The following is a 23164-nucleotide window of genomic DNA, read 5'->3' on the forward strand; positions in this document are numbered from 1 at the left end:
CTCGTTGATCACTAACTGCCTTGGGAAGCCGTCAATAAACGCTGTCCCCAGACATCAACGAAGCCACCCGGACCGAGGGCAGCCCCCCAGGACACACGAAGAGCACCTCACGGCCCACAGAAGGCCCACACACCCATGACCGACACCGCATCCCCTCACCGACAGGACTCCGGACCTTCCGCGCCGCCGCCTCCTCCTCGACCCGCCACTCCGGCGAAGCGCCGCCGGTCCCGGATCGCCGCCACCGCGACCGCGGTGCTCCTGACCGCGCTCACCGCCGTCGTCGTCGACACCCTCAGGGCAGGCGACAACCTGAGCAACCCCGGCCGCCTGCTGGCCGGATACGCCGCCGCCTGGGCGCTGTTCGCCGCCGCCGCGTGGACCGTACGGCGGGTTCCGGCCCGCGCCGCGAGCGTCCTGGTGCTGCTCGGCGCGGCGGCCGTGGCGCTGGCCGGGCTGGCCACGCAGCCCCGTACCAGCAACGACATGTACCGCTACGCCTGGGACGGTCGCGTCCAGGCCGCCGGTATCTCCCCCTACGCCTACCCACCCGCCGCCCCCGAACTGGCCCCCTTGCGCGACGACTGGCTGTTCCCCAGCGGCCCGGCCTGCGAGGGCTGGAGGCTGACGCACACCGACAGTGGCCTGTGCGTCAGCATCAACCGGCCCACCGTCCCCACCATCTACCCGCCCGTCGCGGAAGGCTGGTACCTGGCCGTCCACGCCGTCTCCCCGCCTGACAGCCGCCACAAGCCACTCCAAGTCGGCGGCGCAGTCCTGGCGTTCGGCACGACCATGGCCCTGCTCGCCGTCCTGCGCCGGCGCGGGGACCCGGAGCGGGCACCGGCCCGGGCCGCTCTGTGGGCGTGGTGCCCGGCCGTGGCCTTCGAAGCGGTCAACAACGCCCACATCGACACGCTCGGCGTCCTGTTCGCCGTACTCGCGCTCGGTACCACGACCGCGGGAGCCCGCCGCGGCGCGCTGCTCGGCGCCGCCATCGCCGTGAAGATCCTGCCGGTCCTCGCGCTGCCGGGCGCCCTGTCCGGGCAGCGCGGTCCGGCACGCGTGCTACGCGTCCTCGTATCCACCGTCACGGCGGTCGCGGTCGCCTACCTGCCCTACGTCCTCGCCTCCGGCACGGGCGTCCTGGGCTACCTACCCGGATACCTCCACGAGGAGGGATACGACCAGGGCCACGTACGTCGCTTCGCCCTGCTGCGACTCCTGCTGCCGAACGCCGCCGCGGGCGCCACGGCAGCCGTACTGCTCGCCCTGACCGCCCTGTACGTGTGGCGGCGCGGCGACCCGGCCCGCCCATGGCGCGGCGCCCTGCTGCTGACCGGTACGGCGCTGCTCCTCTTCTCGCCCAGCTACCCCTGGTACTCCCTGCTCGTCATCGCTTTCGTCGCCCTGGACGGCCGTTGGGAGTGGCTGACCGTCACCCTCGCGGGGACCGTTCTGTACCTCGCGGGCCGGCTCCTTCCGGGCTTCCCCCTTCAGGCGTGGGCGTACGGGGTCGCCGCTCTGGTGGTCACAGCGGGCGCTTGGCTGCGGTCCGGCCGGACACCGCGACTGGTACGCGGTTTCGCGTCCGCGGGGCCGACGGCGCGCCTGCCGTGATCGCCTCGTGCCCGTGAACCGGACACCCTCACCCGGCACGTCCACTCCTTCGCGACGCTGCTCACCGAGCGCCAGGGCGAACGCCTGCCGGACTGGCTCGAAGGCGTCCGTCAAGACGACCTGCCCAGCTTCCGCGCCTCGGCGCAGGCATCGACCGCGACGCCGTCATCGCCGGCTTCACCCTGCCCTGGAGCTCGGACGCAATCGGAGATCATGTCAACGGGATCAAGAAGCGTCAGATGTACGGGTCGGCCGGATTCGACCTGCTGCGCAGGCGAGACGTCGGTGGCGCAGTGGCGCGCCGACCGGCAGGCGCACCGCCCCTGACCCGGCAAGCACGCAGAATGACCGGGCTGGGCGAGTACATCCACACCGGCTGGGACGTGCCGTTCAAAGGGATGGCGGCAAGGTGACAGGCCCGGCCGGGCCATGGAGGAAACGACGCCACGGCAGGCGTCCGGCCCGGCGGCGCTCAGCCTTCCGCCGCGGCGTAGGCGACACCGCACACGACCGCAACCGTGACCAGCACCACAGCACCTGCAGGGGTCGCCGCCACCGGGAGCTGAGCCGACTTGAACATTCCCTCGTGCTCCTCGTGCAGCTCACCCAGGTCCCTGGCCTGAACGTCGATCATGTTCTCCAGCATCGGTACCACCTCTCCTGATCTTCTCTGTTGGGGTCACCTCCCACCCTAGGGAAGACCATGATGCGCGACCGTCCTACGAACGCCTCGCGACCAGGACGAATGCCATGTCCCCCGACCGGCGGACACGCACGGACCACCCGGTGGTCCGCGGCAACGGCGTACCAGCCCCCCTGCCAGTGATCAGTACCCGACCCGGACCCGTTCCCAGCGGATGAAGCCCTGCGTGGCGTTGCGCCCGGGTCGACGGACGCTCCCGAGGCCGCGTACGACTTCGGGTCGGGGATGGCGTCCAGGTTGACGGATCATCGTGGTGGATCCAGCGGAGGGGCAGCCCTCCACCTGCCCATGCCAGATCTTGGTGGTCGGCGCCTGAAATCCTTCGGGGGTTGACTCCCGAACCGAGGCCCTGCCCATCAATGCAGGTGGGGCCGACGTATGGGTCGTCTTCTCGCCAGCGGGCAGCACTCGATGCCTGACTGCGCGCATGACCATCACACCTGCGGACAGCGCCCGCCTCGTCCGCTCCCTGCACACCCCAACCGAACCTCTGGCGCTCGCCAACGCGTGGGACGTTGCGGGCGCCAGGGGCATCGAAGCCGCGGATGCCTGCGCGATTGCCACGACCAGTGCCGGCGTCGCCTGGTCGCTGGGTTCTCCGGACGGTGACGCCCTGCCCCGCGACCGAGTGCTGTAACTGATCGCCCGGATCGTCGCTGCGCTCGCCATTCCGGTAACCGCTGACGTCGAAGGTTGGTACGCCAAGGACGCCGCCGACGCTGCGGAGACCGTCGCCGAGGTGCTCGCTGCGGGCGCCGTCCGAGTCGCCATCACCGGGACTCAGTCGACAGTGTGAACACAAATGCGACACCGTGACCACGAAGACCCTGGCGGCCCGACGGCCGCCAGGGTCGTTTCACACCACCTCGTCCAGAACGAGGACGTCGCTTTCATGCGCATCTTCAGCGTCGCTCGACAACACCTCCGGATCCGAAGAGGCCCGCGATGGTGAAGACAGTCGGGCAGAGCGTGACGTGACGAGGCCGGTTGTCGAACCAGCCGGCATAGTCCTCACGCAGAACGCCCAGACGGGCTGTCCGCTTGTTGATAGCAACTTCGAGAACTCGGTTCTCATTCATGGCGTCTCCCTTCTCTTTCGCCTCCGGTCGAGCTGAGGAGGTGTGGGGGCATTGGGCACTCTCAAGTGTGCGGGACGTTGTTCAGGCTTCGTGTCCTCCGAACGGTCCTCCATCCGGAGGACACCCCCAGCCTCCACCCGGCGGACAGCCAAACCTCTCAAGAGGGCATCCCCAGTGGGCAGATTGCCGTTGATGCGCTGAAGACATGGTCCGCCATCGAGGTTTGGGCGTGCTGGCACCCTGTCGGGTCGGCTGGTGCTGGATCAGCAGGCGGCCTGCCGAGCGAGCACGAGCTTGGTACTCGGCTTGCGGCGGGTCGGCCGGCGAGCCGAACGGTTCGAACCAATGAAGCGATCGCCTGGTGGAGCCGGAACTGCTCGGCGATGCGCTCGGTGCGCATCGCGGTGGTCGTGCATGCGGCCCGGGCGGCCCGCCCCCGAGCACAGCAGACGGCCCTGGCCCTCGCTGATGGTGGTGGTCTTGATGGTGTTCCGCCTCTTCTTGCCGGAGACGGAGCCCCGCCGTCCGGGCCTGCCTGCCTTCGGTCGGCGAACCTGGGTCTCGGCGCCATCCGTCCGCAACCGGAGCCCCGCGGCCTCCGCGTGGGCAACACGTCCGCCAGGGTCCGAAGTCGCACGCCGGAGTGGTCGGGAACTGCGAAGCCACGCACCGCCGGCAACGGGCGGATCTCCCCGATGGCGCGGGAGATCGTGGAGCAGGCAATGCCATACAGCTCGGCGAGCGCGGCATGCGGGAGCCCGGTGCGTAAGTGGACCAGAGGACGAGCAGGCGGTCGGTGACGACCAGGTCGCGCTTCGGGCCGGCATTGGCCTCTCGCTGCCGCTCGGCACCACTCCGCTCACGAAGCTCCGACTCGCGCCGGGGGAGCCACAGATCGGCCGACTCTGCGATCAAATCGCCGAGATGTGCATGCGAGACGCCGCAGAAGGCAGGATGGCCAAGGCCGCACGGGCCACTTCCTGGTCACGCTCGAAGAACCCGTGCAGCCATTGCCACGCCACGGCTGCCCGCCGGTGGCCAACGGGTGCGGCTCTTCTGCGGGAACCACCACCCGAGCTGAGCACTTCCGTGCAAGAGAGCAAACGCAGCCAGCGAGGCACCGGCCCGGGCCTCAGGGCCTCAGGGCCTCAGGGCCTCAGGGCCTCAGCAGTCCGCCTACCCACCAGTCGTGCGGCTTGCCGTCGTTGGCGATGCCGCGGCTACGCAGTGTCCCTTCGACAGTGAAGCCGAGTTTCCCGGCGACGGCACGCGAGCCGGTGTTCCCGGCCATGGCCCACCACTCGATGCGGTGGACGTCGAGGGTGGCCCAGCCCCAGTCGCACAGGGCCCGAGCGGCCTCCACTGAGTACCCGCGTCCGCGCTGCTCCTTGACCGCCCAGTAGCCGAGTTCCCAGACGCCGCGGCTGATGAAGGTCAGGCAGTACGAGCCGACCAGGGCACCGGTGTCCTTGCGGAACGCGCCGAGGGTGTAGTCCCTGTCCGCGGCCCACTGAGCGGGCAGCTTCTCGCCTACGAGGTGCTCCGCGTCCGCACGCCGGTACGGCACCGGCACCGGGGTGTAGAACTGGATGTCCTCGTCCTGGCAGGCTGCGTACACCGCATCCACGTCGGCAGGTGCGAAGGCCCGCAGCACCAGACGGTCGGTCTCAAGAGTCACCGGATCCATCGCGGCAGTATGACCACCGCCGCCATGCGGCGACCAGCGCATATCCCGGCCGAGCATCGCCCATCACAACGCGCCGGGCTGGTCAACGGTCGTCCCGACACCCCAGATCAGCTGCCCCGGGATGTCGTCGCGGATCTCCCACCGGATGCGCAGGCGGCGGAGCCAGTGCAGCAGCGCGAAGCTCTGCTCGACCACCCAGCGGTGTGTGCCGAGCCCTGAGCCGTACGTCGAGACACGCACCCGGATCAGGTGGGAGCCTGTACGCCACTGCCCAGGACGCGACCCGACGTCGCTCGAAGCGTCCCGAATGCGATCCAGTTCACCACCACGCTCGAAATCCGGGGCACTGGGTGATCGACCACGGGATGTCCGCACCGCGGAGTCGCCCTGAAGGTCAACCGGCGACCGTCACGACCAGCACACCAGCAGTGGTGACCGCGGCCACTGCGAGCACACCATGAATAAGCGTGGCGACTGGCGGAGACACCGGTGACACAGTTCCGGGAGCGTCTTCGCGCAGGTCCCCCACGTCGGCCAAAGCTCGATCGAACGCCTCGATGTATGTCATTCCTCCACCTCCCCGGTCCGCTGCCGCTGCAGTGCAGCGGCAGTTGGATTCGGATCTCCCCTCCCCCGGGATGTGCAGCGACCAGTCGTCCGGCCCGGCGGCGCTCAGCCTTCCGCCGCGGCGTAGGCGACACCGCACACGACCGCAACCGTGACCAGCACCACAGCACCTGCAGGGGTCGCCGCCACCGGGAGCTGAGCCGACTTGAACATTCCCTCGTGCTCCTCGTGCAGCTCACCCAGGTCCCTGGCCTGAACGTCGATCATGTTCTCCAGCATCGGTACCACCTCTCCTGATCTTCTCTGTTGGGGTCACCTCCCACCTTAGGGAAGACCATGATGCGCGACCGTCCTACGAACGCCTCGCGACCAGGACGAATGCCATGTCCCCCGACCGGCGGACACGCACGGACGGCATGGTCCGGGCGTTGAACCTCGATCCGTAGCCGTGGGCGAACTCGGCGACGTCGAACTGTCGGGCCGACCAGGCGGGGCGGCCACCGCGAGGGCCTCCAACGCTGTCCGCACGCTCTCTCCAGCCAGCCCCAGGCGATGTCCTCGGGTGCCGCTCGGCCGAGCATGGACATGGCGCCCCAGCGCTGGCCGGGCCACCATGTCCAGACTGTGCCGGCGCTGCTACGCGGTCCCGGCGCAGTTGGTGAACGACGTCCTGGCTCGTGCGCTGTAGATGCTCGCGCCGCCGTTGGGGTCGCACTTGAGGGGCACGGTGATGGTGTCCTCGGCGGTCCACGGAAAGCCTTGGGCATCGAAGGTCCAGGCGCCGGTGGCCTTCGTCGCGGGCTCCGGCAGCGTGACCCATCCGTACTGGCGTGGAGGTACGGACACGGTCAGCGTGTTGCCCAGTTCCTGTTGGAGGTTCACCGTGGTCTGGCCGGAGACCTCAGCGGTGACCTGGAGCTGGAGAGAAGCGATTTCGGCCTCGATTCCGGCGCTCAGGCTCGCCCCCATTTTGAAACCGATGCTGTTGGTCCGGCCCGTGGTGGTGGTCGGTGAGAACACCCACGGGATCGTGGAGGTGGTGTCGTTGTACCAGACCGGAGAGACGCACGCCTCGGGCAGGGTGAAGGCCGGCGTCTGGGTGGTCGTGGACCACGAGCAGGTGGAGGTGTCCTTGGCACACCGGGTGGCGGCGTAGTCCACGGCCATGTTCCACGCCGTCTGGTAGACGGCAGCGGGCAGCGTCCACTGCTGGTACTGCGTGCTGTCGCAGTGGTTGGTGTATGCCCAGTCGTCGTTTCCCGGAGGGATCTGCACGGTCGGGCAGCGGTTGTCGCTGACCTTGCGGACCCTGAACACCTTCTGAGCCGATCCGGCGACCGGCTGGAAGTACCTCTACTCGCTCGCACGTCCGCCGCAAGGCCGCTCCCGCATCGTGTAGCCGGGCGCGCCATCGTCCGGGCACTTGCCGGTGGTGACATCGGCGATGGAGAACCCCGAGCCGAAACCTGTGCCGGTGTTGATCCGCCACTCCGTGGCGGAGCCGGGCGGATGCCCTCTCTGTCAGCCTTGGGTGAGACGTCCCGCTTCGTCGTATCAGCCTGAGAGGGCACGACAGGAGAACCACCCCCTCATGACCAGCACCACCCCCGTCGGGTCCGACCCGGCTCCCCGGCCGAAGCGCCGCACCTTCAGCCCGGAGTACAAGCTGCGGATCGTCGCCGAATACGACGCCGCCCCGAAGAACGAGAAGGGCGCGGTCCTGCGCCGCGAGCGTCTGTACCACTCGCACGTCAAGGAATGGCGGGCCGCACGGGATGCCGGGGCACTGAAGGAAGTGGTCGACAAGCGCACCAGCCCGGCGAGGCCGAAGAAGCCGGCCGCTGAGGCGGAGAACGAGAAGCTGCGCCGCCAGGTGGAACGCCTGGAGAAGGAACTGGCCCGGAACAAGGCCGCGTTGGAAGTCATGGGAAAAGCTTCCGCGCTCTTGGAAATGATCTCCGAGGGCGCGGACTGAAGGCTGCCGTCGGCCCGGTGGCCGACGAGGCGTTCACCGGCATCGAGGCAGAGCTGGGCGTCACGGCAGCGTGTCGGCTGACCGGCCGCTCCAGGGCCACCCACTACCGCCAGCTGCGGCCCCCATCGGAGCGAAAGCCCAGGAAACCGCAGGTCCAGCCCTCGGCCCTCACGCCCGAGGAGCGGGCCGCAGTGCTGGAGCTGATGAACAGCGACGAGTACGCCGAACTGCCGCCCGCGCAGATCTGGGCCCGCGAGCTGGATGCCGGGCGCTACCACTGCTCCATCTCCACGATGTACCGGATCCTGCGCGAGAAGGGGCAGTCCGGCGAACGCCGACGACAGGCCACCCACCCGGCGAAGACGGTGCCCGAGCTGGTCGCCACCGCACCGTCGCAGGTCTTCACCTGGGACATCACCAAGGCGGCCGGACCGGTCAAGGGGTCTGGTATCACGCCTACGTCATCATCGACATCTTCAGCCGCTACATCGTCGGCCACACCGTCGAGCGGGCCGAATCAGCGGTACGCGCCGAGGAATTGATCCGCGAGACCATCATCCGCAACGGCATCGTGCCCGAGACCGTGCATGCCGACCGCGGCACCTCGATGACCTCCAAGAAGGTCTCGCAGCTGCTGACCGACCTCGGCGTCACCCGGTCGCACTCGCGGCCGAAGACCTCCAACGACAACCCCTACATCGAGGCCCACTTCAAGACCACGAAGTACATGTCCGACTACCCCGAACGCTTCGACTCGCTGGCCCATGCCCGTGAGTGGTTCGAGGCGTTCATCGCGTACTACAACCACGAGCACCGGCACTCGGGCATCGGCTGGCACACGCCCGCCGGCGTGCACTTCGGCACCGCCGAGGAGGTCCGCGATCAGCGTGCCGTCACCCTCGCCGAGGCATACGCCCGCCACCCCGAACGCTTCGGCTGCCGCCCCCGACCACCCCGGATACCCCAGCAGGCATGGATCAACGACCCGGCCAAGCGCAGGGAACCCGCACCACAAACCTCATAGCGTCACGACCGTCTCACTGGACTTGAAATCTTCCGACCCCACCGGGCTCCCCGAAAGCGCCCCCGCACTCCCCAACACCCCGAACGCGCCCACCGATTGATCCCCTACACCACCACGCGGGACACCATCGCCGGGCGCCGCGCTGACGGAAACCGGCGCATTGTCGGCGGTGGAACCGTTCTGGACATCCAGGAGCTTGCCGTTCTGGACGGACGTGAACGTCACCTATCACCATGGCCATACTGGCGAGTAGTGAAATGGGGGGACCGTGGCGGATCCGCTCGGTGTGCTGTTACGACGGCTGCGTCGGCAGGCGGGGCTGACGCAGGAGGAGGCGGCGGAACGGTCCGGGGTGAGTGTGCGCACCATTCGCCGTCTGGAGACCGGTACGTCTGCCGATCACCGGGTGGGAACGGTCAACCTGCTCGCTGACGCGCTCGGCATCGGGCTCGAGGACCGCAGGACCTTGGCGGCCATTCTCACGAAAGCACAGAACGCCACAGCTTCACCTCCGCCGCCCGGAGCAGATCCTGATCCCGAGCCCGGCGAATGGGCTGTCAAGTCACCTGGGCGGGCCCACGAGCCGCCTGCCGCGCATTCCTTCCCGACGCCCGGACCACCGCTGCCGGTACACGACGTCCTTGCCGTGGCCGCACAGGAACTGGCGAGAGAGGTCAGCCGCAGCTGGCGGCACGAGGAGGAGCAGCGCCAGGTCCACGATCCGTATCCGCTGCCGGTTCGGTGGCAGCAGGCCCCCGCACATCTGGTGGACCGCTGGGAGAACATCCGGCGCCTCGGACCGGGGGCCGTGTCACCTCCTCTGGACCTGAGCGGTGACGTGCGCAGCGTGGCGGAGGTCTACCAGCGGATACCGTCGGGACGGCTGGTGATCCTCGGGCAGGCAGGCTCAGGCAAGTCGATCCTCACCATCAGGTTCGTCCTGGACCACCTCGAGCACCCGGGCGTTGATGGCCGGGTACCGGTCATCTTCGGTCTCAGCGACTGGGACCCGACGGCCACTGCGCTGCACGACTGGCTGACCGGCCGGCTGCTGCGCGACCACCCGCATCTGTCCCGCACCGTCCCCAGCGGCTCAACCCTGGCCGCCGCACTCGTCGACGCCGGCCTCATCCTCCCCGTCCTGGACGGGTTCGACGAGATCGCACAAGGGCTGCGAGCCGAGGCGCTCAAGGCGCTCAACGCCTCGTCACTGCCGCTCGTCCTCACCAGCCGACGGGGTGAGTTCACCGAGGCCGTCCGCGCGGTACACGCACCGCTCGTCTGGGCCGCCGGCATCGAACTCACCGCCCTGACCCCCGACGATCTCGCCGCATACCTGCCCCGGGCCACCCGAACCGTCACCCCCGGCAACGGCAAAGGTGACCGCGGCGCCGGCGGACGGAAGACGGCATCGGTGTGGGACGCGGTCCTCGAGGCGCTGCGCACCCGGGAAACCCCAGCGAGCACCAACCTCGCCGAGGTGCTGACCACCCCGCTGATGGTCGTCCTGGCGCGCACCATGTACAGCCAGACGCCCGACCCGAGTCCGGCAGAGCTGCTGGACTTCGCACGTTTTCCCACCAGAACGGCCCTTGAGGAGCACCTGTTGTCGGGGTTCGTGCCGGCGGTCTACCGGCGTCGCGCCCCTCGGCAGTGCGTCCCCGGCCATCGACGCCGGCAACGGAACTGTGGCCCCGAGCGTGCCGAGCAGTGGCTCGGCTACCTCGCCCATCACCTGACCCGCCCTGGCCATGGCCGGCAGGATCTCGCCTGGTGGCAGATCGGCGACTGCCTGCGGCGCCCGGCCCGGGTCACGGCCGTGGTACTGGCGACCGCGCTGTGCATCACCACGGCTGACTGGCTCGTCAGCCCGTTCTTCCCCCTGCCCGACATCGGCTCGACGCTCCTGATGGCAGCCTTCGCGGGGCCCGTCGCAGGCATGGCTTTCGGATCCATCTACGCGGTCCTCATGTCCTTCCGTGACTGGGCCGCGATCGAACCTGCCCGCGCAGTACTGCGGCTGCTCGCCACACACCACCGCGAAGGCCGCAGGCTGCTCCCCGTGTTCATCTCGCGGTTCGGACACGGCCTACTCGGCGGGTTCCTTCTGGGCATCGGGTACGCGTGCGCCCTCGCCCTGGCGCGCAAACTCTATGGGGGGACCCCGCTCACCAGCCCCCACGCCATCGAAAGCACCCTGATCAACATGCTGCTCTTCGGGCTGCTCTTCGGCTCAGCCGCAGGACTCGCCTTCGGTCTCGTCGCCGCACTGGAAATGCCCCTGGACGTCAGCACCGCAGCCACCCCGGCCACCCTCCTGTCCTCGAACCGCTCGACGGTGGCCCGGCAGACCCTCCTCCTCGCACCCTTCCTCACCCTCACCATCACCCTCGGCGGGCACCTGGCCGCCGAACTGCTCGACGGCTTGCTCGGTCCACTGCAATGGGGAATGTGGGACGGGCTCCTCATCGGCTCGGTCGCAGGGATCGGCGGTGGGGTCTCCTACGCACTCGCCTTCACCGCCTGGGGCCAGTGGTTCCTCCTCAGCGGCATCTGGCTGCCGCTGACCGGCAAGCTGCCCTGGAACACGCTCGCCTTCCTCGATGACGCCCACCACCGCGGAGTCCTGCGCCAGACCGGCGCCGTCTACCAATTCCGCCACATCCGACTCCAGCACCACCTCGCCGACGCCTACCGGCACCGGTCCACCTGACGCACTCCTTCCCGGGAGCGGAGGCATCCGGCCGTGGCTTTCCCCTGAGGTCCAGGAGTGCTGTTGTCTCGGTGACGGCACGTCACGTGCACAGCAGCCAGAGGGAGGCCGGCGAGGAACCCCACCGGCCACGAATGACCGGCGCCATGGCCTGTCCGCCCCGCAACACGAACACCACCATCAAAGGTGCGCGACCGGTACCGCCGTCCCGGGAGACAGCTCGCGGTATACCGGCGGCGAACAGGCCGGCTCACGTCTTCCCCCGGTCGGCGGGAAGAACTTCGCGCCGCCAAGCATGTGTTCGACGGGAATGCAGTCCCGTCCTGTCCGGATCCGAGGTATCGAGTGTTCACCCTGCTACGCAAAGCCCTGACCGCCGGCACTGTCAGCGCCGCAGCGCTGGCGATGTTGTCCGCCACGCCGTCGGCCGCGCACGCCGACACCGACGCCCCGCCGCCGCTGACCGACGGGAACGGCCTGACCCAGGTACCCACCGAGAGGGCGATCGCCGACAACAACACCGGTACCGCCTTCGTCATCACCGTGACCACGCCGCAGGTCGCCAACGACCCCGGCACGACCGGGCACCACATCAAGATCCTGCTGCCCGCCGACTACGCGGCCAACCCCACCAAACGCTACCCGGTGCTCTACCTCCTGCACGGCGTGGGAGGCAACCCCATCGAGGCGAGTTCCTACGCCGCCCTGCAGAACCCCACCTCGATGATCGAGGTGATTCCGGACGGCGGAACCCGGGGCTGGTACACCAACTGGCTCTACCAGACGACCGCCGCGGGCGCGCAGAACTGGGAGAACTTCCACATCAACCAGGTGATCCCGTTCATCGACGCCAACCTGCGCACCATCCCCGACAGAGCCCACCGGGCCATCGCCGGCATATCGATGGGCGGCTTCGGCGCGTTCCACTACGCCCAGAACCATCAGGGACTGTTCAGCCAGACCGCCTCGCTGTCGGGTGCCATCGACCTGTCCCGCGACGCGATGGACGTGCGTATGGCCGCTGTCGGCACCCTGACCAACGTGGGCGGAGTCTGCGGCTCGAGCTCCCCCGTCTGCCAACTCTCCTTCGGCCCCACGGTATCGAGCGACGCGCTGTTCGGCACCCCGTACCTCTTCTCGATCTACTACCCCTATTCCGACACCCTGTGGAACAGCGCCGACCCCTCCACCCACATGGCCAAGATGGCCGGCATGGGGATCTCGATCTACGTCGGCAACGGCAACGGCGACCCGAGCAGCATGGAATTCTGGGCCGAAAGCGCCTCCAAGCACGTCAAGGACCACCTCGACGCCCTCAAAATGCCCTACCACTACGTGGACTACGGCAACGGTGCGGGCTGGGGCAGCTGCGACGGCGGCCACGACGGACTGTGCTGGGCACAGGACCTCCAGGACTGGATCCCCCGCCTTGAGCAGGCGTTCGCTGCCGCCTGACAGGGGCTGCATGCGCCGGCTGCTGCGAGCGTGCGGTCGCTGGACAAGGGCGGGGCAAGCCATGGCGTAGTCCGCCGGGCACCAGGGCGGCTGGAGGGGGCCGGACGACGGCCGACCCCCTCCCCACGTCTCGGACCAGGAGCATCCGCCGACCCGTAACCCGGGCGGATGCCGAGCCGCTGCCCCGTTGCGGCCGCGACGACCTCACGCCGGGCCGGGCGATCACACTGATCGAGCCCGTGACGTGGAACAACGCCAAGCAGGCTCGATCGTGTCCGTCGTCGTGGTGTTGGCGATCAGCGGCTGGGAGTGCGCGGGTGTCTGCCCGGGGCGCACTTCCACGGGTAAGTACCGCTCCCTGAACAGGGGGTGGGCCATCGACACTGTCGCCGACCGGGTGGCGCTTCCCCCCAGGCGCCGCTGTATGGGGAGCGTCCACCTCCCTCCCCGGTCCGCTGCCGCTGCAGTGCAGCGGCAGTTGGATTCGGATCTCCCCTCCCCCGGGATGTGCAGCGACCAGTCGTCCGGCCCGGCGGCGCTCAGCCTTCCGCCGCGGCGTAGGCGACACCGCACACGACCGCAACCGTGACCAGCACCACAGCACCTGCAGGGGTCGCCGCCACCGGGAGCTGAGCCGACTTGAACATTCCCTCGTGCTCCTCGTGCAGCTCACCCAGGTCCCTGGCCTGAACGTCGATCATGTTCTCCAGCATCGGTACCACCTCTCCTGATCTTCTCTGTTGGGGTCACCTCCCACCTTAGGGAAGACCATGATGCGCGACCGTCCTACGAACGCCTCGCGACCAGGACGAATGCCATGTCCCCCGACCGGCGGACACGCACGGACCACCCGGTGGTCCGCGGCAACGGCGTACCAGCCCCCCTGCCAGTGATCAGTACCCGACCCGGACCCGGCTGCCGCCCGACCCACCTGCCGCTGCCAGATCGGCGAATCGCCTCGACGGCAGCCTCCGCGCGGCGATCACTCGCAAGTACCCGGCCACCATGGCCAGCACCGGCGGGCGGACGCCCTGCCCGGAACCCGACGGAACACGCACCGACGCGAACCACAGACCGCGGCGGCCCAGCTCGCCGAGGTGATACGCGGTCCAGGATTCTCAAGGCGCCGAAATCGGTGAGGGAGCGGTGGGGACCGCCCGCTCACCGGCTCTTGGTGTAGCGGACAACGAACATGCTCGCGGAGTCCGTCAGCGGGTCGTCCTCCCAGCCGGTGGTCCGCAGGCCCGGGGAAAGGCCCGCCGCCACGGCATCGGCATCGACCTCCTCCGGGGTGGTCAGCCTGCAGGTCTCGCTGAAGAGCGTCGCGGTGCCGTTTTCGAACCACACGTGTGTGGCCTGCCAGACGGTTTGGTCCGGACCCAGGTTCGAGAAGCCGAGCAGTCCGGTGTTCTGTCCCGGATACGGGACGAGGTAGGAGGCCTGTGGCTCCCCTCGGTGCAAGGCGAGGATGTTGTCGCGATGTACGTTCTCGATGACCAGCACGCCGCCGGGAGCCAGCGCCTCGGCCGCGTGCCGGATGACCTGCCTCTGCTCGTCGCGGTCCAGGAGGAGCGACAGGGTGTTGCACACGCAGTACACCAGACCGTAGGCCTGTTCGTCCCGGTAGGTTCTGATGTCATCGAGGACCGGCGTGACGTCCGCACTGCTCGTGTGTACCGCGGACTGCAGCACCTCCAGCATCGCGGGCGACGCGTCGACGCCGGTGATCGGGCCCACCCGGGCGGAGAGGGGCAGTGCTATCCGCCCGGTGCCGACGCCGAGCTCCAACGTCGGCAGCCCTCCTCCGGGGTGCAGGCCGGCAAGTTCGTCAACGACCCGCCGAACCTCCTCGCCCCGTGGCAACACGTGGTCATAGACGGACGCGAACGCCGCTCCGTATGCGGCGTCGGGTGGTTCGAACATGACGGTATTCCTCCTGCAACGGCCGATCAGAGCGACGGCCGGGGCGGCAGCCCGGGTGTGTCGCTACCATTGCGTGCCCTCCTGCACGGGGCGGCCGGTCGTAGGCGCGACCGCGCCATATCCCGTACCCGACCCGCAGGGTGCACCTCACCCTGCCACCGCCTTCAGCCGCTGGGCGCCGCGGCTCGGGCCGAACTCAGCCCTTCGCGCTTGCCCGCCACGTCTCCGGAGGACGGAGAACCGAGATACACGCGGGCCCCCGATTCACCCGGGCAGCAAGGCCATCACGTGGTCTCGCCCCAGCCATTGTGCTTCTTTTCCCTCTTCCTCGCCTTCCGAGGCGTCACAGCTGTGCCGGGCAGCGAGGGCCGGAAGGGTCCGGCGCTGTCCGCGCAGTCCCGACTACGCTGAATGACCCGGTTGCTAGAGGGCTTGGCGGCGGACCGGATCGTGTTCGGTGCTGTCGGGCCCGAGTGGCAGCTGGACCAGGGCGGTGGTGCCTGTGGGGTGACGGGGTTGCACGGTGAAGCTGCCACCCGCTGTCTCGACGCGGACACGCAAGGCGGCGAGGCCGATGTGCCCACGGCGGACGCTGGCCTCCAGCACGCCGGGCTGCATACCGCGTCCGTCGTCGTCGATCCGCAGGTGCAGTCGGCCGTCCCGGACACGAAGGTCGATGCGGCATTCACGGGCACCCGAGTGCTGGACGATGTTGTTCAGCAGCTCGCGGGTGGCACTGAAAGCGATCCCTTCGGCGGCGAACCGGGGGATGTCGCCGTACTCGCCATGCATCCGGATGCCGTCTCGTTCCCCGATGTTCTCCACAAGCCGGCGTACCGCCTGTGCCAGGCCGAGATATTCGAGCACCACCGGGTGGAGTTCGGTGAGGATCGACCGCATCTGGCGAACGGTCTCGGCGAGCGTGCGGTCGGCGCGGGTGAACGCCTCCTCACGATGGGACTCGCGGGCTTCCGCCAGGTCGTGGCGAGCGGCGAGAATGTTCTGCAGGGTCTCGTTGTGGAGCGTCTCGGCCAGGTTCCGCCGTTCGCGTTCCTCTGCGTCCATGGCCTGTCCCAGCAGGTCGCGGCTCTGCGTCATCAGAGTGCCGACGCTGCGTGACCGGTCCCTCTGCACGCGGGAGAGCAGGGTGCAGATGCACCCCAGGAGCAGCAGGTTCAGCACGTGGACCACGGTCGGCCACCAGTAGGGGACGCTCCAGCGGCCCAGTGCGGCGGCCGTGGAATAGGCCAGGGCGCTGGCACCGGTCATCAGCGCCGTCACCTTGGGGTCGAGCTGGAACGCGGCCAGGACGGGGATGAGGAAGAAGGCGTCGCCGACCGGCGGATGGACGCCGACGGGCGCCTCGAAGCCCCCGGACACTGCCAGCAGTGCGCCGAGGATCGCCAGGTCGAGCAGCAGGAGTCGCCAGGTCCAGCGGGACGGGCTGCCCCGGTGCCATATGTACCACAGCAGCAGGACCGCCCATACGGCGTAGCAGACGACCAGGGCACCGCACAGGAACTCGTGGCGCCGGGGTGGGAACAGCAGCAGCTGGAGGGCGACGAGCACGACGATCAGCAGGCGCAGAACGCTCTGGATGCGCTCTCCGGTGCGGGCCTGGGCCGCGGCCTGGGAGGCCGGCAGGCCGTCGGCGTCCGGCGCGGCGTGGCGGTTCTGCAGGGGGATGGTCACTGCCCGTACCCGTTCCGTGCGCGTCATTCGAGGAGACCGCGGCGCATCGCCTCGGCGACGGCGGCGGCCCGGTCACTCACACCCAGCTTCTCGTAGAGGCGCTGGGTGTGCGTCTTGACGGTGCTGGGTGCGAGGTAGAGCTCCTCGGCGATCTGGGGGATGCTCTGGCCGGCGGCGAAGGCACAAAGCACCTGCGTCTCCCGTTCGCTGAGCGTCACACGATCGGCAGCGGCGTGCCGCCGGACCTGGTCCATCAGTGCGGTGGTGAGGTTGTCGGGAAGCACAGTGCCACCCCGGTGCACCCGGGCCACGGAGTCGACGATCTCGTTGACCGACGCGTCCTTGCCCAGATAGCCTGCCGCCCCTTCCTGTACGGCGTTGAAGATCAGTGCGTCGTCGGTGTACGCCGAGAGCAGCAGCGCCCGGGTGGGCAGGCGGTCGCGGACGACTGCTCTGACCACGGCGATGCCGTCGAGCTTCGGCAGTTGGTAGTCCACGACCGCGACGTCCGGTTCGTGGGCACGGATCAGGTCCAGGGCCTCCGCGCCGTCGGCCGCCTCCGCCACCACCTGTGCCTGACCGCTCTGGTTCAGTGCCCGGGTGACGCCTGCACGGTAGAGCGGGTGGTCGTCGGCCACCACCACGCGTATGCGCTGACCGCTGGTCTGCATCGGCTCATCCTTCACCGCTGGGGCAGTCTCCCCCTCCCTTTACACCACTCTGTACTATTATCCGCCCCTTTCGGGTTCGTGCGGTCGTCCTACTCGGCGCCGGGGTCCCGCCCCTGGAGGTCCCTGTGCCGGAGCCGGGGGCCGTCAGGGTGTGCTCCTCGGAGCCCGGGCGCCGAGGAGGGCCCCTCCGCCACGGGGCGGAGGGGCCTGGAAGCCAGCCGGTGCCGGTTTCATCGGTCACCGCTCCGTACACCGGATCTCATCGGGCGGGGCGGAGCGGGGACGGCCGGCCGTGATGTTCGCCGAGCTGGGTGCTCGCCAGCTGCCGGTAGAGGGCGTCGGTCCGGAGAAGTTCGTCGTGCGTGCCCGTGGCGCGGACACGGCCGTCACTGAGCACGATGATGTGGTCCGCGTCGGCGACGGTGGACAGGCGGTGAGCGATGGCGACGATCGCGCACCTGCGGGAGAGGTCGTGCAGGACCTGTCTCAGGGCGTGTTCGGACCGTGCGTCCAGTTGCGACGTCGCCTCGTCCAGAAGGAGGACGGAGGGGTTGGGCAGCAGAGCACGCGCGATGCTCAGGCGCTGGCGTTCCCCGCCGGAGAGGCCGGTTCCCTGGTCGCCGAGTTGCGTGTCCAGGCCGGCGGGGAGCAACGCGACGACGTCGGCGAGTTGTGCCATCCGGACGGCTTCACCGATCTGGTCCTCCGTGGCGTCGGGCTGTGCGTAGACGAGGTTCTCCCGGACGGTGCCGCGCATCGTGGGGATGTCCTGCTGCACGTAGCCCACGTGGGCACGCAGGCTGTCCAGGGTGAGCGACTCGAGTGCACGACCCGCTAGTTCGATGTGTCCGCCGGTTGGCCGGTAGAAGCCCTCGATGAGGTGGAACACGGTCGATTTGCCGGCACCGGACGGGCCGACGATGGCGGTCAGACCGCGAGCCGGCACGGTGAAGGTGGCGCCGGAGAGAGCCGGGGGGCCCTGCGGTCCGTAGCTGAAGTACACGTCCTGGAAACGGACGGCCGACTTGTGTCCGTGGTCGGGCCGCACGGGCCGGGCACCGTGCTGGGGCAGGGCGTCTTCCTGGGGGAGGCCGGCCAGTTCGTCCACACGCTGGACGGCCGCCCGCCCCTGCTGGAACTGGCCTATGGCTACGAAGACCATGACCAGCGGGGAGACCATGTAGAACAAGTACATGACGAACGCGGTCAGGTCGGCGAGTGCGATCCCCCCGTTGGCGACCCGGGTCATCCCCACGCCGACCGTGATGGCCAGCGATGCCTGAAGTCCCACGTTCATGGCCGGAGTCATCAGGGCGTTGAGGGCGCTGACATGGACACCAGAGTCCCTGGCCCGGCTGGCCAGCGCGGTGAGCCGTCGTTGTTCGCGGTCCTCGGCCCGTGCGGCTTTGACGGTTGGCAGGGCACTCAGGACACGCTGGAGGTCGGCGCCGAAGCTACCGGTGTCCTCCCGGTTCTGGAGGGCAGTCCGACGGAGTCGGCGGGCGATCATGAGTGCCAGGCAACTGGCCACCGTCAGGCATCCGAGCGTGATGAGCATCAGCCAGACGTCGATCAGGAACATCAGGACCACGCCGCCGACGACCATGAAGCCGTTGATGGTCAACTGGGCCAGACTCTGGGACAGAGTGATCCGGACCAGTGACGTGTCCGTCACCATACGGGTCTGGATGTCCCCCTGCGGGTGGCTGGCGAAGGCCGCAAGCCGGGCGTGCAGGAGCCGGCCTGCCAGCAGTCCGCGGACGTCGCGGACGATGTTCTCGCCCGCTCGTCCTACGAGGTAGGCCTGGAGGGAGGTGAAGACCGCGTCTGCCAGGAAGAGCAGGCACAGCACGGCGATCGGCCCGCCCAACGGTTCGTCCAGACCTGCTGCGCGGACGAGCCGGCCGATGACATAGGGCTGGGCGAGACTGGCTGCCACGCCGATGACCCCGAGGATCGTGCCGGTGATGAGGGCGGCGCGGTGCCGCCCTGCCAGGCGCCACAGGGTGGACTTCCGGGTCGTCTGCTGTGCGGTCGGGGAGCCGGACACCGTCTCACTCCGTCCCGTAGGTGTCAGGGGGGCAGGGTGGGGCGGCCGGCGCCGACGGCGGCACCCTGGTGGGGCGGCGGTCCGGGTACGGGGGCGTGGGCGCCGCTCTCCCTCCGGCGGCGGGCTCATGCCTGCCCGCGGGCGACGGGCCGCCGAGTCCGAAGAAGGCGCCGTTCGCCGGGCGGCGAGCACCTGTGCGGGCGGGTACGGGGCGCGGTACGGGACCTGGACCGAGCCGCACGATCGGCACTGAAGGTGCCCATGCCATGACGTCCTCCCGGTCCCCCTTCGGCCTCAGCGCCGTCGGATGCCGGGACAGCGCGCACTGCCCGCATTCCCCCCGCGCCTCGGAAACGCAGTCACCGATATCAACACAGTAGTCGACATAGGGCACATATCGCCCAATTGGCCCCTTACTATTCATCCAGTTAGCATTGTGGCAGCGCATCAACGGCTCCGCCACGGTGACCGGCGTTGCGGTCCGGGGCGGTGCCCTGACAACGGGAGCGCGGCATGTCGAGGTCTCGTGGTCGCACGGCGAAGGCACTGTCCACCGTCTTCGGGCCGATACCCGTCACCAGGGAGCGGGCGATGGCCGTGTCCGAGCGTCTTGCCGCCATGACCACGGTCGTTGCCAGCCTCGAGTACCTGCGCCGCAAGGAGGACCGGGAGCCGGGCGGGCTGAACGACTGGAGGATCGGGCGGGACACGTACATCACGCTGTCACCGCTCAGGCGCCGGATCCTGGACGTGATCGGCGACGAGCGGGCCACCAATGCGCTGTTCTGCGCGCAGGCGGCCGCCGGTGGTGCCCTGCTTCTGCCGTCCCGGGGACGCTGGCGGGGCGCAGCCAGCATGTTCCTGGGGCTCAGCAACCTCGCGCTGTACGCGCGGCGCCGGTACGGCACGGACGGGTCGGACCAGGTGGCGATGCTGGTGCAGACGGCGGTGGGGGCGGCACGGATGTCCCGCACGCCTCAGGTCCAGGACGCCCTCCTGTGGTACATCGCGCTCCAGTCGAACCTCTCGTACGCCGTCTCCGGCTGGGTCAAACTCCTGGGCGCCGAGTGGCGCCAGGGGACGGCGCTGGCGGGCATCATGCGGACCCGGACGTACGGCCACGAGCGCATGTGGCGCTGGGCCGACGGGCATCCCAGGACCGCGCGGTGGCTGGCGCACGGCGTGCTCGCGATGGAGTGCCTGTTCCCCTTGGTGTACCTGCCTGGTGGGCTGCTGGCGCGGCCGATGATCGCCAGCGCGGCGGCCTTCCACACGGCCAACGGTTACTTCATGGGCCTGGGGCGGTTCGCAACGGCGTTCGCGTCGATGCACCCGATGGTCGCCTACACCACCACCCCGCGGTCCCGCCCCGAGGTGGCCGACCGCGACGACACCATGGCGAAGGCGATGGGTCTGGCTCTGGCCGGTGCGGCGGCGTTCGGTGCGCTGCGGGCCGTCGACCGCCGGCAGTGGGCCCGGGACAGCTGGCCCGGCAGCCTGAGCGTGGCCACCAGGCACGGCAACAAGATCAGCTACTACCGCATGAGCGGCTCGGCGAAGGGCGAGAAGCCGGTCGTCGTCATGTGCTGCGGACTCGCCTCGTCGCCGGAGATCTTCGGGTGGGTCCTGCAGACGCTGCGGGAGGACGGGGCATGCGACGTGATCACCTACAGCCGGGCCGGCGTCGGTCCGAGTACCTACGCGGGTGATGAACCGTTCAGCCTGCAGGAATCCGTGGACGACCTGGTCGACCTCGTCACCGAGGTCGCTCCCGAGGGTCGCCCCGTGGTCCTGGTCGGCCACTCCCTGGGAGGAGAGATCGCCCGCCGCGCCGCGCTGGACCTCGGTGACCGGGTGACCGGCGTGGTGTACCTGGACAGCTCCCACCCGGAGGAGCTGCAGCGCTCGGAGAAGCAGAGCGAGACGGCTGAAGCGCTGGACCACTCGCTCGGCATCATCGCGGCCAGCCTGCGCAGTGGCATGGGCGTGCTGATGCCGCACCCGGCCTGGGTGAAAGACCTCCCCGCCGACGTCCGGCGCCGGGCTTTCGCCCAGTTCGCCGACAGCCGGATCTGGTGGACGGGACGACGGGAGTGGCGAGCCGCGGAAGAGGACTTCCGATCCTTCGAGGGCCCGCTGCCGCCGATCGCCTCGCATGCCCTGGTGCTGTCCGCCCAGAAGACGTTGGACATGGATCCCGCACACGGCGCGATGAGTGAGGATCTGGGCCATGCCCACCAGGGTGACGGCCGGGTCGTGCGGTCCGTCACAGTCCCGCGGGCCGGTCATGAATCCATCCTGACCGATCCGGGCTTCGGCCAGCAGACGGCGCGGCACATCCTCGCCTTCCTGCAGGACATCGACGCCGTTCCGCGGACCGACGGCGATTCCGGGGAAGCGGGACGCGGCGGTACCGATCGAGGACAGCCAAGCAGGTGAGGTGACCGACCCCATGACCCCGACCTCCGTGGTGACCCGTGCCTTCACCGGGCCTGGCGGCCTGACCAGGCTGGCATGCGGCGGAATGCTCGTGGGAACGGTGGCGACGCAGCACCCGAACCAGCTCTTCAACCGCGTACAGCAACTCGACAGCATGGCCGTGCTGTTCCCGAACTGGCGCTTCTTCGCCCCCACTCCGGCCCGCCACGACTACCAGTTCCTGTACCGCACGCTGAGCGTCGACCGCGAGACGTCGCCCTGGAGGACGGTCGAGGTGATCGTCGGCCGCAGGGTGTGGCAGATCGTGTGGTTCCCGGGGCGACGCGCGGAGAAGGCCATCTTCGACGCCTGCCAGGAAGTCATCCTGATCCTCGACGACGGCTTCTCGGTGGCGGAGCACCACCCGGCGTACCGCATGCTCCGCGAGTTCATCCGGAACCGGATCAACCAGTCCGGCGCAGCGGGGATCAAAGGGTTCCAGTTCGCGCTCGCACGAGCGGCCGGATACGACACCTCGGAGGAGCCCGAGATCGTCTTCGTCTCCCCCTACGTCCCGCTCCGGCCGACTCCGGCAGACGCACGGGGCGGGCGAGCGCCCACGGCACCGGACGGCGCTCCTTCCTGACCCTGCGACGCGCAGCCGGGGCACGAACGGTGAGGTGGCCACCAGCCACCGCCGTGGCCTGGTCCAGTCGCACCGCCGCTCGCGGGACCACGGTCACGCGCTGCCCGCCGGGCAGCGCGCGAGAACAGCAGGCGGCCGTCCGAGCACCCGGGGTCGCACCGCCCCCACGGCCTGCAGCACCTGCCCGCCGGCGCAACACGGGATCCCGGCGCCCCCGGTGCCGGCCTGCGGGTCGGCCGATGACACGAAGCGGCCAGGGCCTGCGGATTCCCTGCTGTTCGCTGAGTGCTCTGCTCCGGCATACGCGAGTACCCTCCCGTCTCGGACAGCGCACCGGCCAGAGGCACGAACCGTCCCCGACAGCCTGGAAGTCAGCGTCGATCGGTGATGGGCCGGGCCACAGCCCGTTGCGCATCACTTCCGGTGCCGTGTGGCCGCAGCTGACGTGCAGATTCAGTGAGGGCGCTGGGAAGTCCTGCGGGCAGGCCTTCGTCCGGTGGACAGCCGGGTCCCCCGATCGGGGAACGACGCGTCGTCCGTGGTGGGGGCCGAGCAGCGGACGGGTGAAGAAGGCGCCGGCGCTCATCCTGGTGGGACACGACCCCACGGCAAAGGGAGGCGGGCACGCCATGACAGTGCAGCACATGATCGAGCAGTTCACCGTCGAGAATCTGGGCGACCTGAACGAGGACAGCACCGGGACGTTCCCCCACGGGCCCGGGGCTGTGGCCTCCGCCGGTCTGACGATGGCCGCGGTCGCCGTCGTGATCTCCGTCAGTGTCGGGACAGCGGTCGCCGCCGCGTACGGCTGAACCGGGACACGACACGACGCAAGAGCACCCGGACAACCGACGCACCCAGGGAGCACATCGTGGTGGGGTCCTCACGGCCGCGAGGACCCCACCACGCACGACCTCACCGAACCCCTCGCTACCTCCCGG

Annotated in this window: 22 protein-coding genes and 2 pseudogenes; 10 read left to right on the plus strand and 14 right to left on the minus strand. The window is 69.3% G+C overall.

From position 1 onward, the window contains the following. Positions 1 to 135: 135 nt before the first annotated feature. Positions 136 to 1620: a glycosyltransferase family 87 protein gene (locus tag I3F54_RS25330; RefSeq protein ID WP_240121221.1), complete on the plus strand. Its 1485-nt coding sequence runs from the start codon at positions 136 to 138 to the stop codon at positions 1618 to 1620. 472 nt (positions 1621 to 2092) lie between these two features. Here the strand turns inward: I3F54_RS25330 and I3F54_RS25335 are convergent, their stop codons facing one another. Continuing rightward, positions 2093 to 2266 carry a hypothetical protein gene (locus I3F54_RS25335; protein ID WP_240121222.1) on the minus strand — a complete coding sequence of 58 codons (174 nt, stop codon included), beginning with the start codon at positions 2264 to 2266 and terminating at the stop codon, positions 2093 to 2095. Between the two features lie 484 nt (positions 2267 to 2750). Between I3F54_RS25335 and I3F54_RS25340 the strand changes: the two are divergent. Further along, positions 2751 to 3119 (plus strand): annotated as a pseudogene (locus I3F54_RS25340) (isocitrate lyase/phosphoenolpyruvate mutase family protein). Between the two features lie 106 nt (positions 3120 to 3225). On the opposite strand, the gene I3F54_RS25345 reads toward I3F54_RS25340, so the two are convergent. The 7 genes and pseudogenes from I3F54_RS25345 to I3F54_RS25370 all read right to left on the minus strand — a co-directional run bounded on the left by I3F54_RS25345 (position 3226) and on the right by I3F54_RS25370 (position 6973). Continuing rightward, on the minus strand, positions 3226 to 3402 hold the full coding sequence (locus I3F54_RS25345; protein ID WP_240121223.1) for a hypothetical protein: 177 nt from the start codon (positions 3400 to 3402) through the stop codon (positions 3226 to 3228). Between the two features lie 157 nt (positions 3403 to 3559). Continuing rightward, the gene (locus tag I3F54_RS32595; RefSeq protein WP_374205964.1) at positions 3560 to 4180 is read right to left on the minus strand and encodes a transposase family protein; all 621 of its coding nucleotides are present in this window, start codon (positions 4178 to 4180) and stop codon (positions 3560 to 3562) included. Positions 4181 to 4558: 378 nt separating this feature from the next. After that, positions 4559 to 5089, minus strand: a complete 531-nt coding sequence (locus I3F54_RS25350) for a GNAT family N-acetyltransferase (protein ID WP_240121224.1) — start codon at positions 5087 to 5089, stop codon at positions 4559 to 4561. A 120-nt stretch (positions 5090 to 5209) separates the two neighbouring features. Further along, positions 5210 to 5317: pseudogene (locus I3F54_RS32600) on the minus strand (IS5/IS1182 family transposase); the annotation flags it as partial. A gap of 166 nt (positions 5318 to 5483) precedes the next feature. Next, on the minus strand, positions 5484 to 5657 hold the full coding sequence (locus I3F54_RS25360; protein ID WP_240121225.1) for a hypothetical protein: 174 nt from the start codon (positions 5655 to 5657) through the stop codon (positions 5484 to 5486). Positions 5658 to 5761: 104 nt separating this feature from the next. Continuing rightward, complete coding sequence (locus tag I3F54_RS25365) at positions 5762 to 5935, minus strand: hypothetical protein (protein ID WP_240121222.1); 174 nt, start codon at positions 5933 to 5935, stop codon at positions 5762 to 5764. 357 nt (positions 5936 to 6292) lie between these two features. Next, positions 6293 to 6973: a hypothetical protein gene (locus I3F54_RS25370; protein WP_240121226.1), complete on the minus strand. Its 681-nt coding sequence runs from the start codon at positions 6971 to 6973 to the stop codon at positions 6293 to 6295. Positions 6974 to 7247: 274 nt separating this feature from the next. On the opposite strand from I3F54_RS25370, the gene I3F54_RS25375 reads away from it, so the two are divergent. From I3F54_RS25375 to I3F54_RS25385, 3 genes are read left to right on the plus strand one after another with little or no spacing between them, the layout of a single operon-like run. After that, complete coding sequence (locus I3F54_RS25375; RefSeq protein WP_240121227.1) at positions 7248 to 7631, plus strand: hypothetical protein; 384 nt, start codon at positions 7248 to 7250, stop codon at positions 7629 to 7631. A 17-nt stretch (positions 7632 to 7648) separates the two neighbouring features. Further along, complete coding sequence (locus I3F54_RS32435; protein ID WP_240121287.1) at positions 7649 to 8173, plus strand: helix-turn-helix domain-containing protein; 525 nt, start codon at positions 7649 to 7651, stop codon at positions 8171 to 8173. After that, positions 8119 to 8655: an integrase core domain-containing protein gene (locus I3F54_RS25385; RefSeq protein WP_240121278.1), complete on the plus strand. Its 537-nt coding sequence runs from the start codon at positions 8119 to 8121 to the stop codon at positions 8653 to 8655. Before I3F54_RS32435 ends, I3F54_RS25385 begins: the two co-directional genes overlap by 55 nt. Here the strand turns inward: I3F54_RS25385 and I3F54_RS25390 are convergent. Beyond that, positions 8650 to 8880, minus strand: coding sequence for an RICIN domain-containing protein (locus I3F54_RS25390; RefSeq protein WP_240121228.1), 231 nt, complete (start codon positions 8878 to 8880; stop codon positions 8650 to 8652). The genes I3F54_RS25385 and I3F54_RS25390 overlap by 6 nt on opposite strands. Before the next feature lie 61 nt (positions 8881 to 8941). On the opposite strand from I3F54_RS25390, the gene I3F54_RS25395 reads away from it, so the two are divergent. Together I3F54_RS25395 and I3F54_RS25400 are read left to right on the plus strand one after the other, a co-directional pair. Next, positions 8942 to 11368 carry a helix-turn-helix domain-containing protein gene (locus tag I3F54_RS25395; RefSeq protein ID WP_240121279.1) on the plus strand — a complete coding sequence of 809 codons (2427 nt, stop codon included), beginning with the start codon at positions 8942 to 8944 and terminating at the stop codon, positions 11366 to 11368. Between the two features lie 405 nt (positions 11369 to 11773). Further along, positions 11774 to 12823 carry an alpha/beta hydrolase-fold protein gene (locus I3F54_RS25400; RefSeq protein WP_240121280.1) on the plus strand — a complete coding sequence of 350 codons (1050 nt, stop codon included), beginning with the start codon at positions 11774 to 11776 and terminating at the stop codon, positions 12821 to 12823. Positions 12824 to 13362: 539 nt separating this feature from the next. On the opposite strand, the gene I3F54_RS25405 is transcribed toward I3F54_RS25400, so the two are convergent. The 5 genes from I3F54_RS25405 to I3F54_RS25425 all read right to left on the minus strand — a co-directional run bounded on the left by I3F54_RS25405 (position 13363) and on the right by I3F54_RS25425 (position 19159). Beyond that, positions 13363 to 13536, minus strand: a complete 174-nt coding sequence (locus I3F54_RS25405; protein ID WP_240121222.1) for a hypothetical protein — start codon at positions 13534 to 13536, stop codon at positions 13363 to 13365. A gap of 448 nt (positions 13537 to 13984) precedes the next feature. After that, the gene (locus I3F54_RS25410) at positions 13985 to 14746 is read right to left on the minus strand and encodes a trans-aconitate 2-methyltransferase (protein ID WP_240121229.1); all 762 of its coding nucleotides are present in this window, start codon (positions 14744 to 14746) and stop codon (positions 13985 to 13987) included. Between the two features lie 423 nt (positions 14747 to 15169). After that, positions 15170 to 16438, minus strand: coding sequence for a sensor histidine kinase (locus tag I3F54_RS32440; RefSeq protein ID WP_240121230.1), 1269 nt, complete (start codon positions 16436 to 16438; stop codon positions 15170 to 15172). Between the two features lie 23 nt (positions 16439 to 16461). Next, the gene (locus I3F54_RS25420) at positions 16462 to 17109 is read right to left on the minus strand and encodes a response regulator transcription factor (protein WP_240121231.1); all 648 of its coding nucleotides are present in this window, start codon (positions 17107 to 17109) and stop codon (positions 16462 to 16464) included. Positions 17110 to 17368: 259 nt separating this feature from the next. Next, positions 17369 to 19159: an ABC transporter ATP-binding protein gene (locus I3F54_RS25425; protein WP_374205962.1), complete on the minus strand. Its 1791-nt coding sequence runs from the start codon at positions 19157 to 19159 to the stop codon at positions 17369 to 17371. 513 nt (positions 19160 to 19672) lie between these two features. On the opposite strand from I3F54_RS25425, the gene I3F54_RS25430 reads away from it, so the two are divergent. The 3 genes from I3F54_RS25430 to I3F54_RS25440 all read left to right on the plus strand — a co-directional run bounded on the left by I3F54_RS25430 (position 19673) and on the right by I3F54_RS25440 (position 23035). Beyond that, positions 19673 to 21598 (plus strand): alpha/beta fold hydrolase, encoded by a 1926-nt coding sequence (locus I3F54_RS25430; RefSeq protein WP_240121232.1) that lies wholly within the window; start codon positions 19673 to 19675, stop codon positions 21596 to 21598. A gap of 13 nt (positions 21599 to 21611) precedes the next feature. Beyond that, positions 21612 to 22223, plus strand: coding sequence for a hypothetical protein (locus I3F54_RS25435; RefSeq protein ID WP_240121233.1), 612 nt, complete (start codon positions 21612 to 21614; stop codon positions 22221 to 22223). Positions 22224 to 22852: 629 nt separating this feature from the next. After that, positions 22853 to 23035, plus strand: coding sequence for a hypothetical protein (locus tag I3F54_RS25440; protein ID WP_240121234.1), 183 nt, complete (start codon positions 22853 to 22855; stop codon positions 23033 to 23035). The last annotated feature ends 129 nt before the right edge of the window (positions 23036 to 23164 follow it).

This window comes from Streptomyces sp. MUM 2J (assembly GCF_022414535.1).
Lineage (GTDB): Bacteria > Actinomycetota > Actinomycetes > Streptomycetales > Streptomycetaceae > Streptomyces.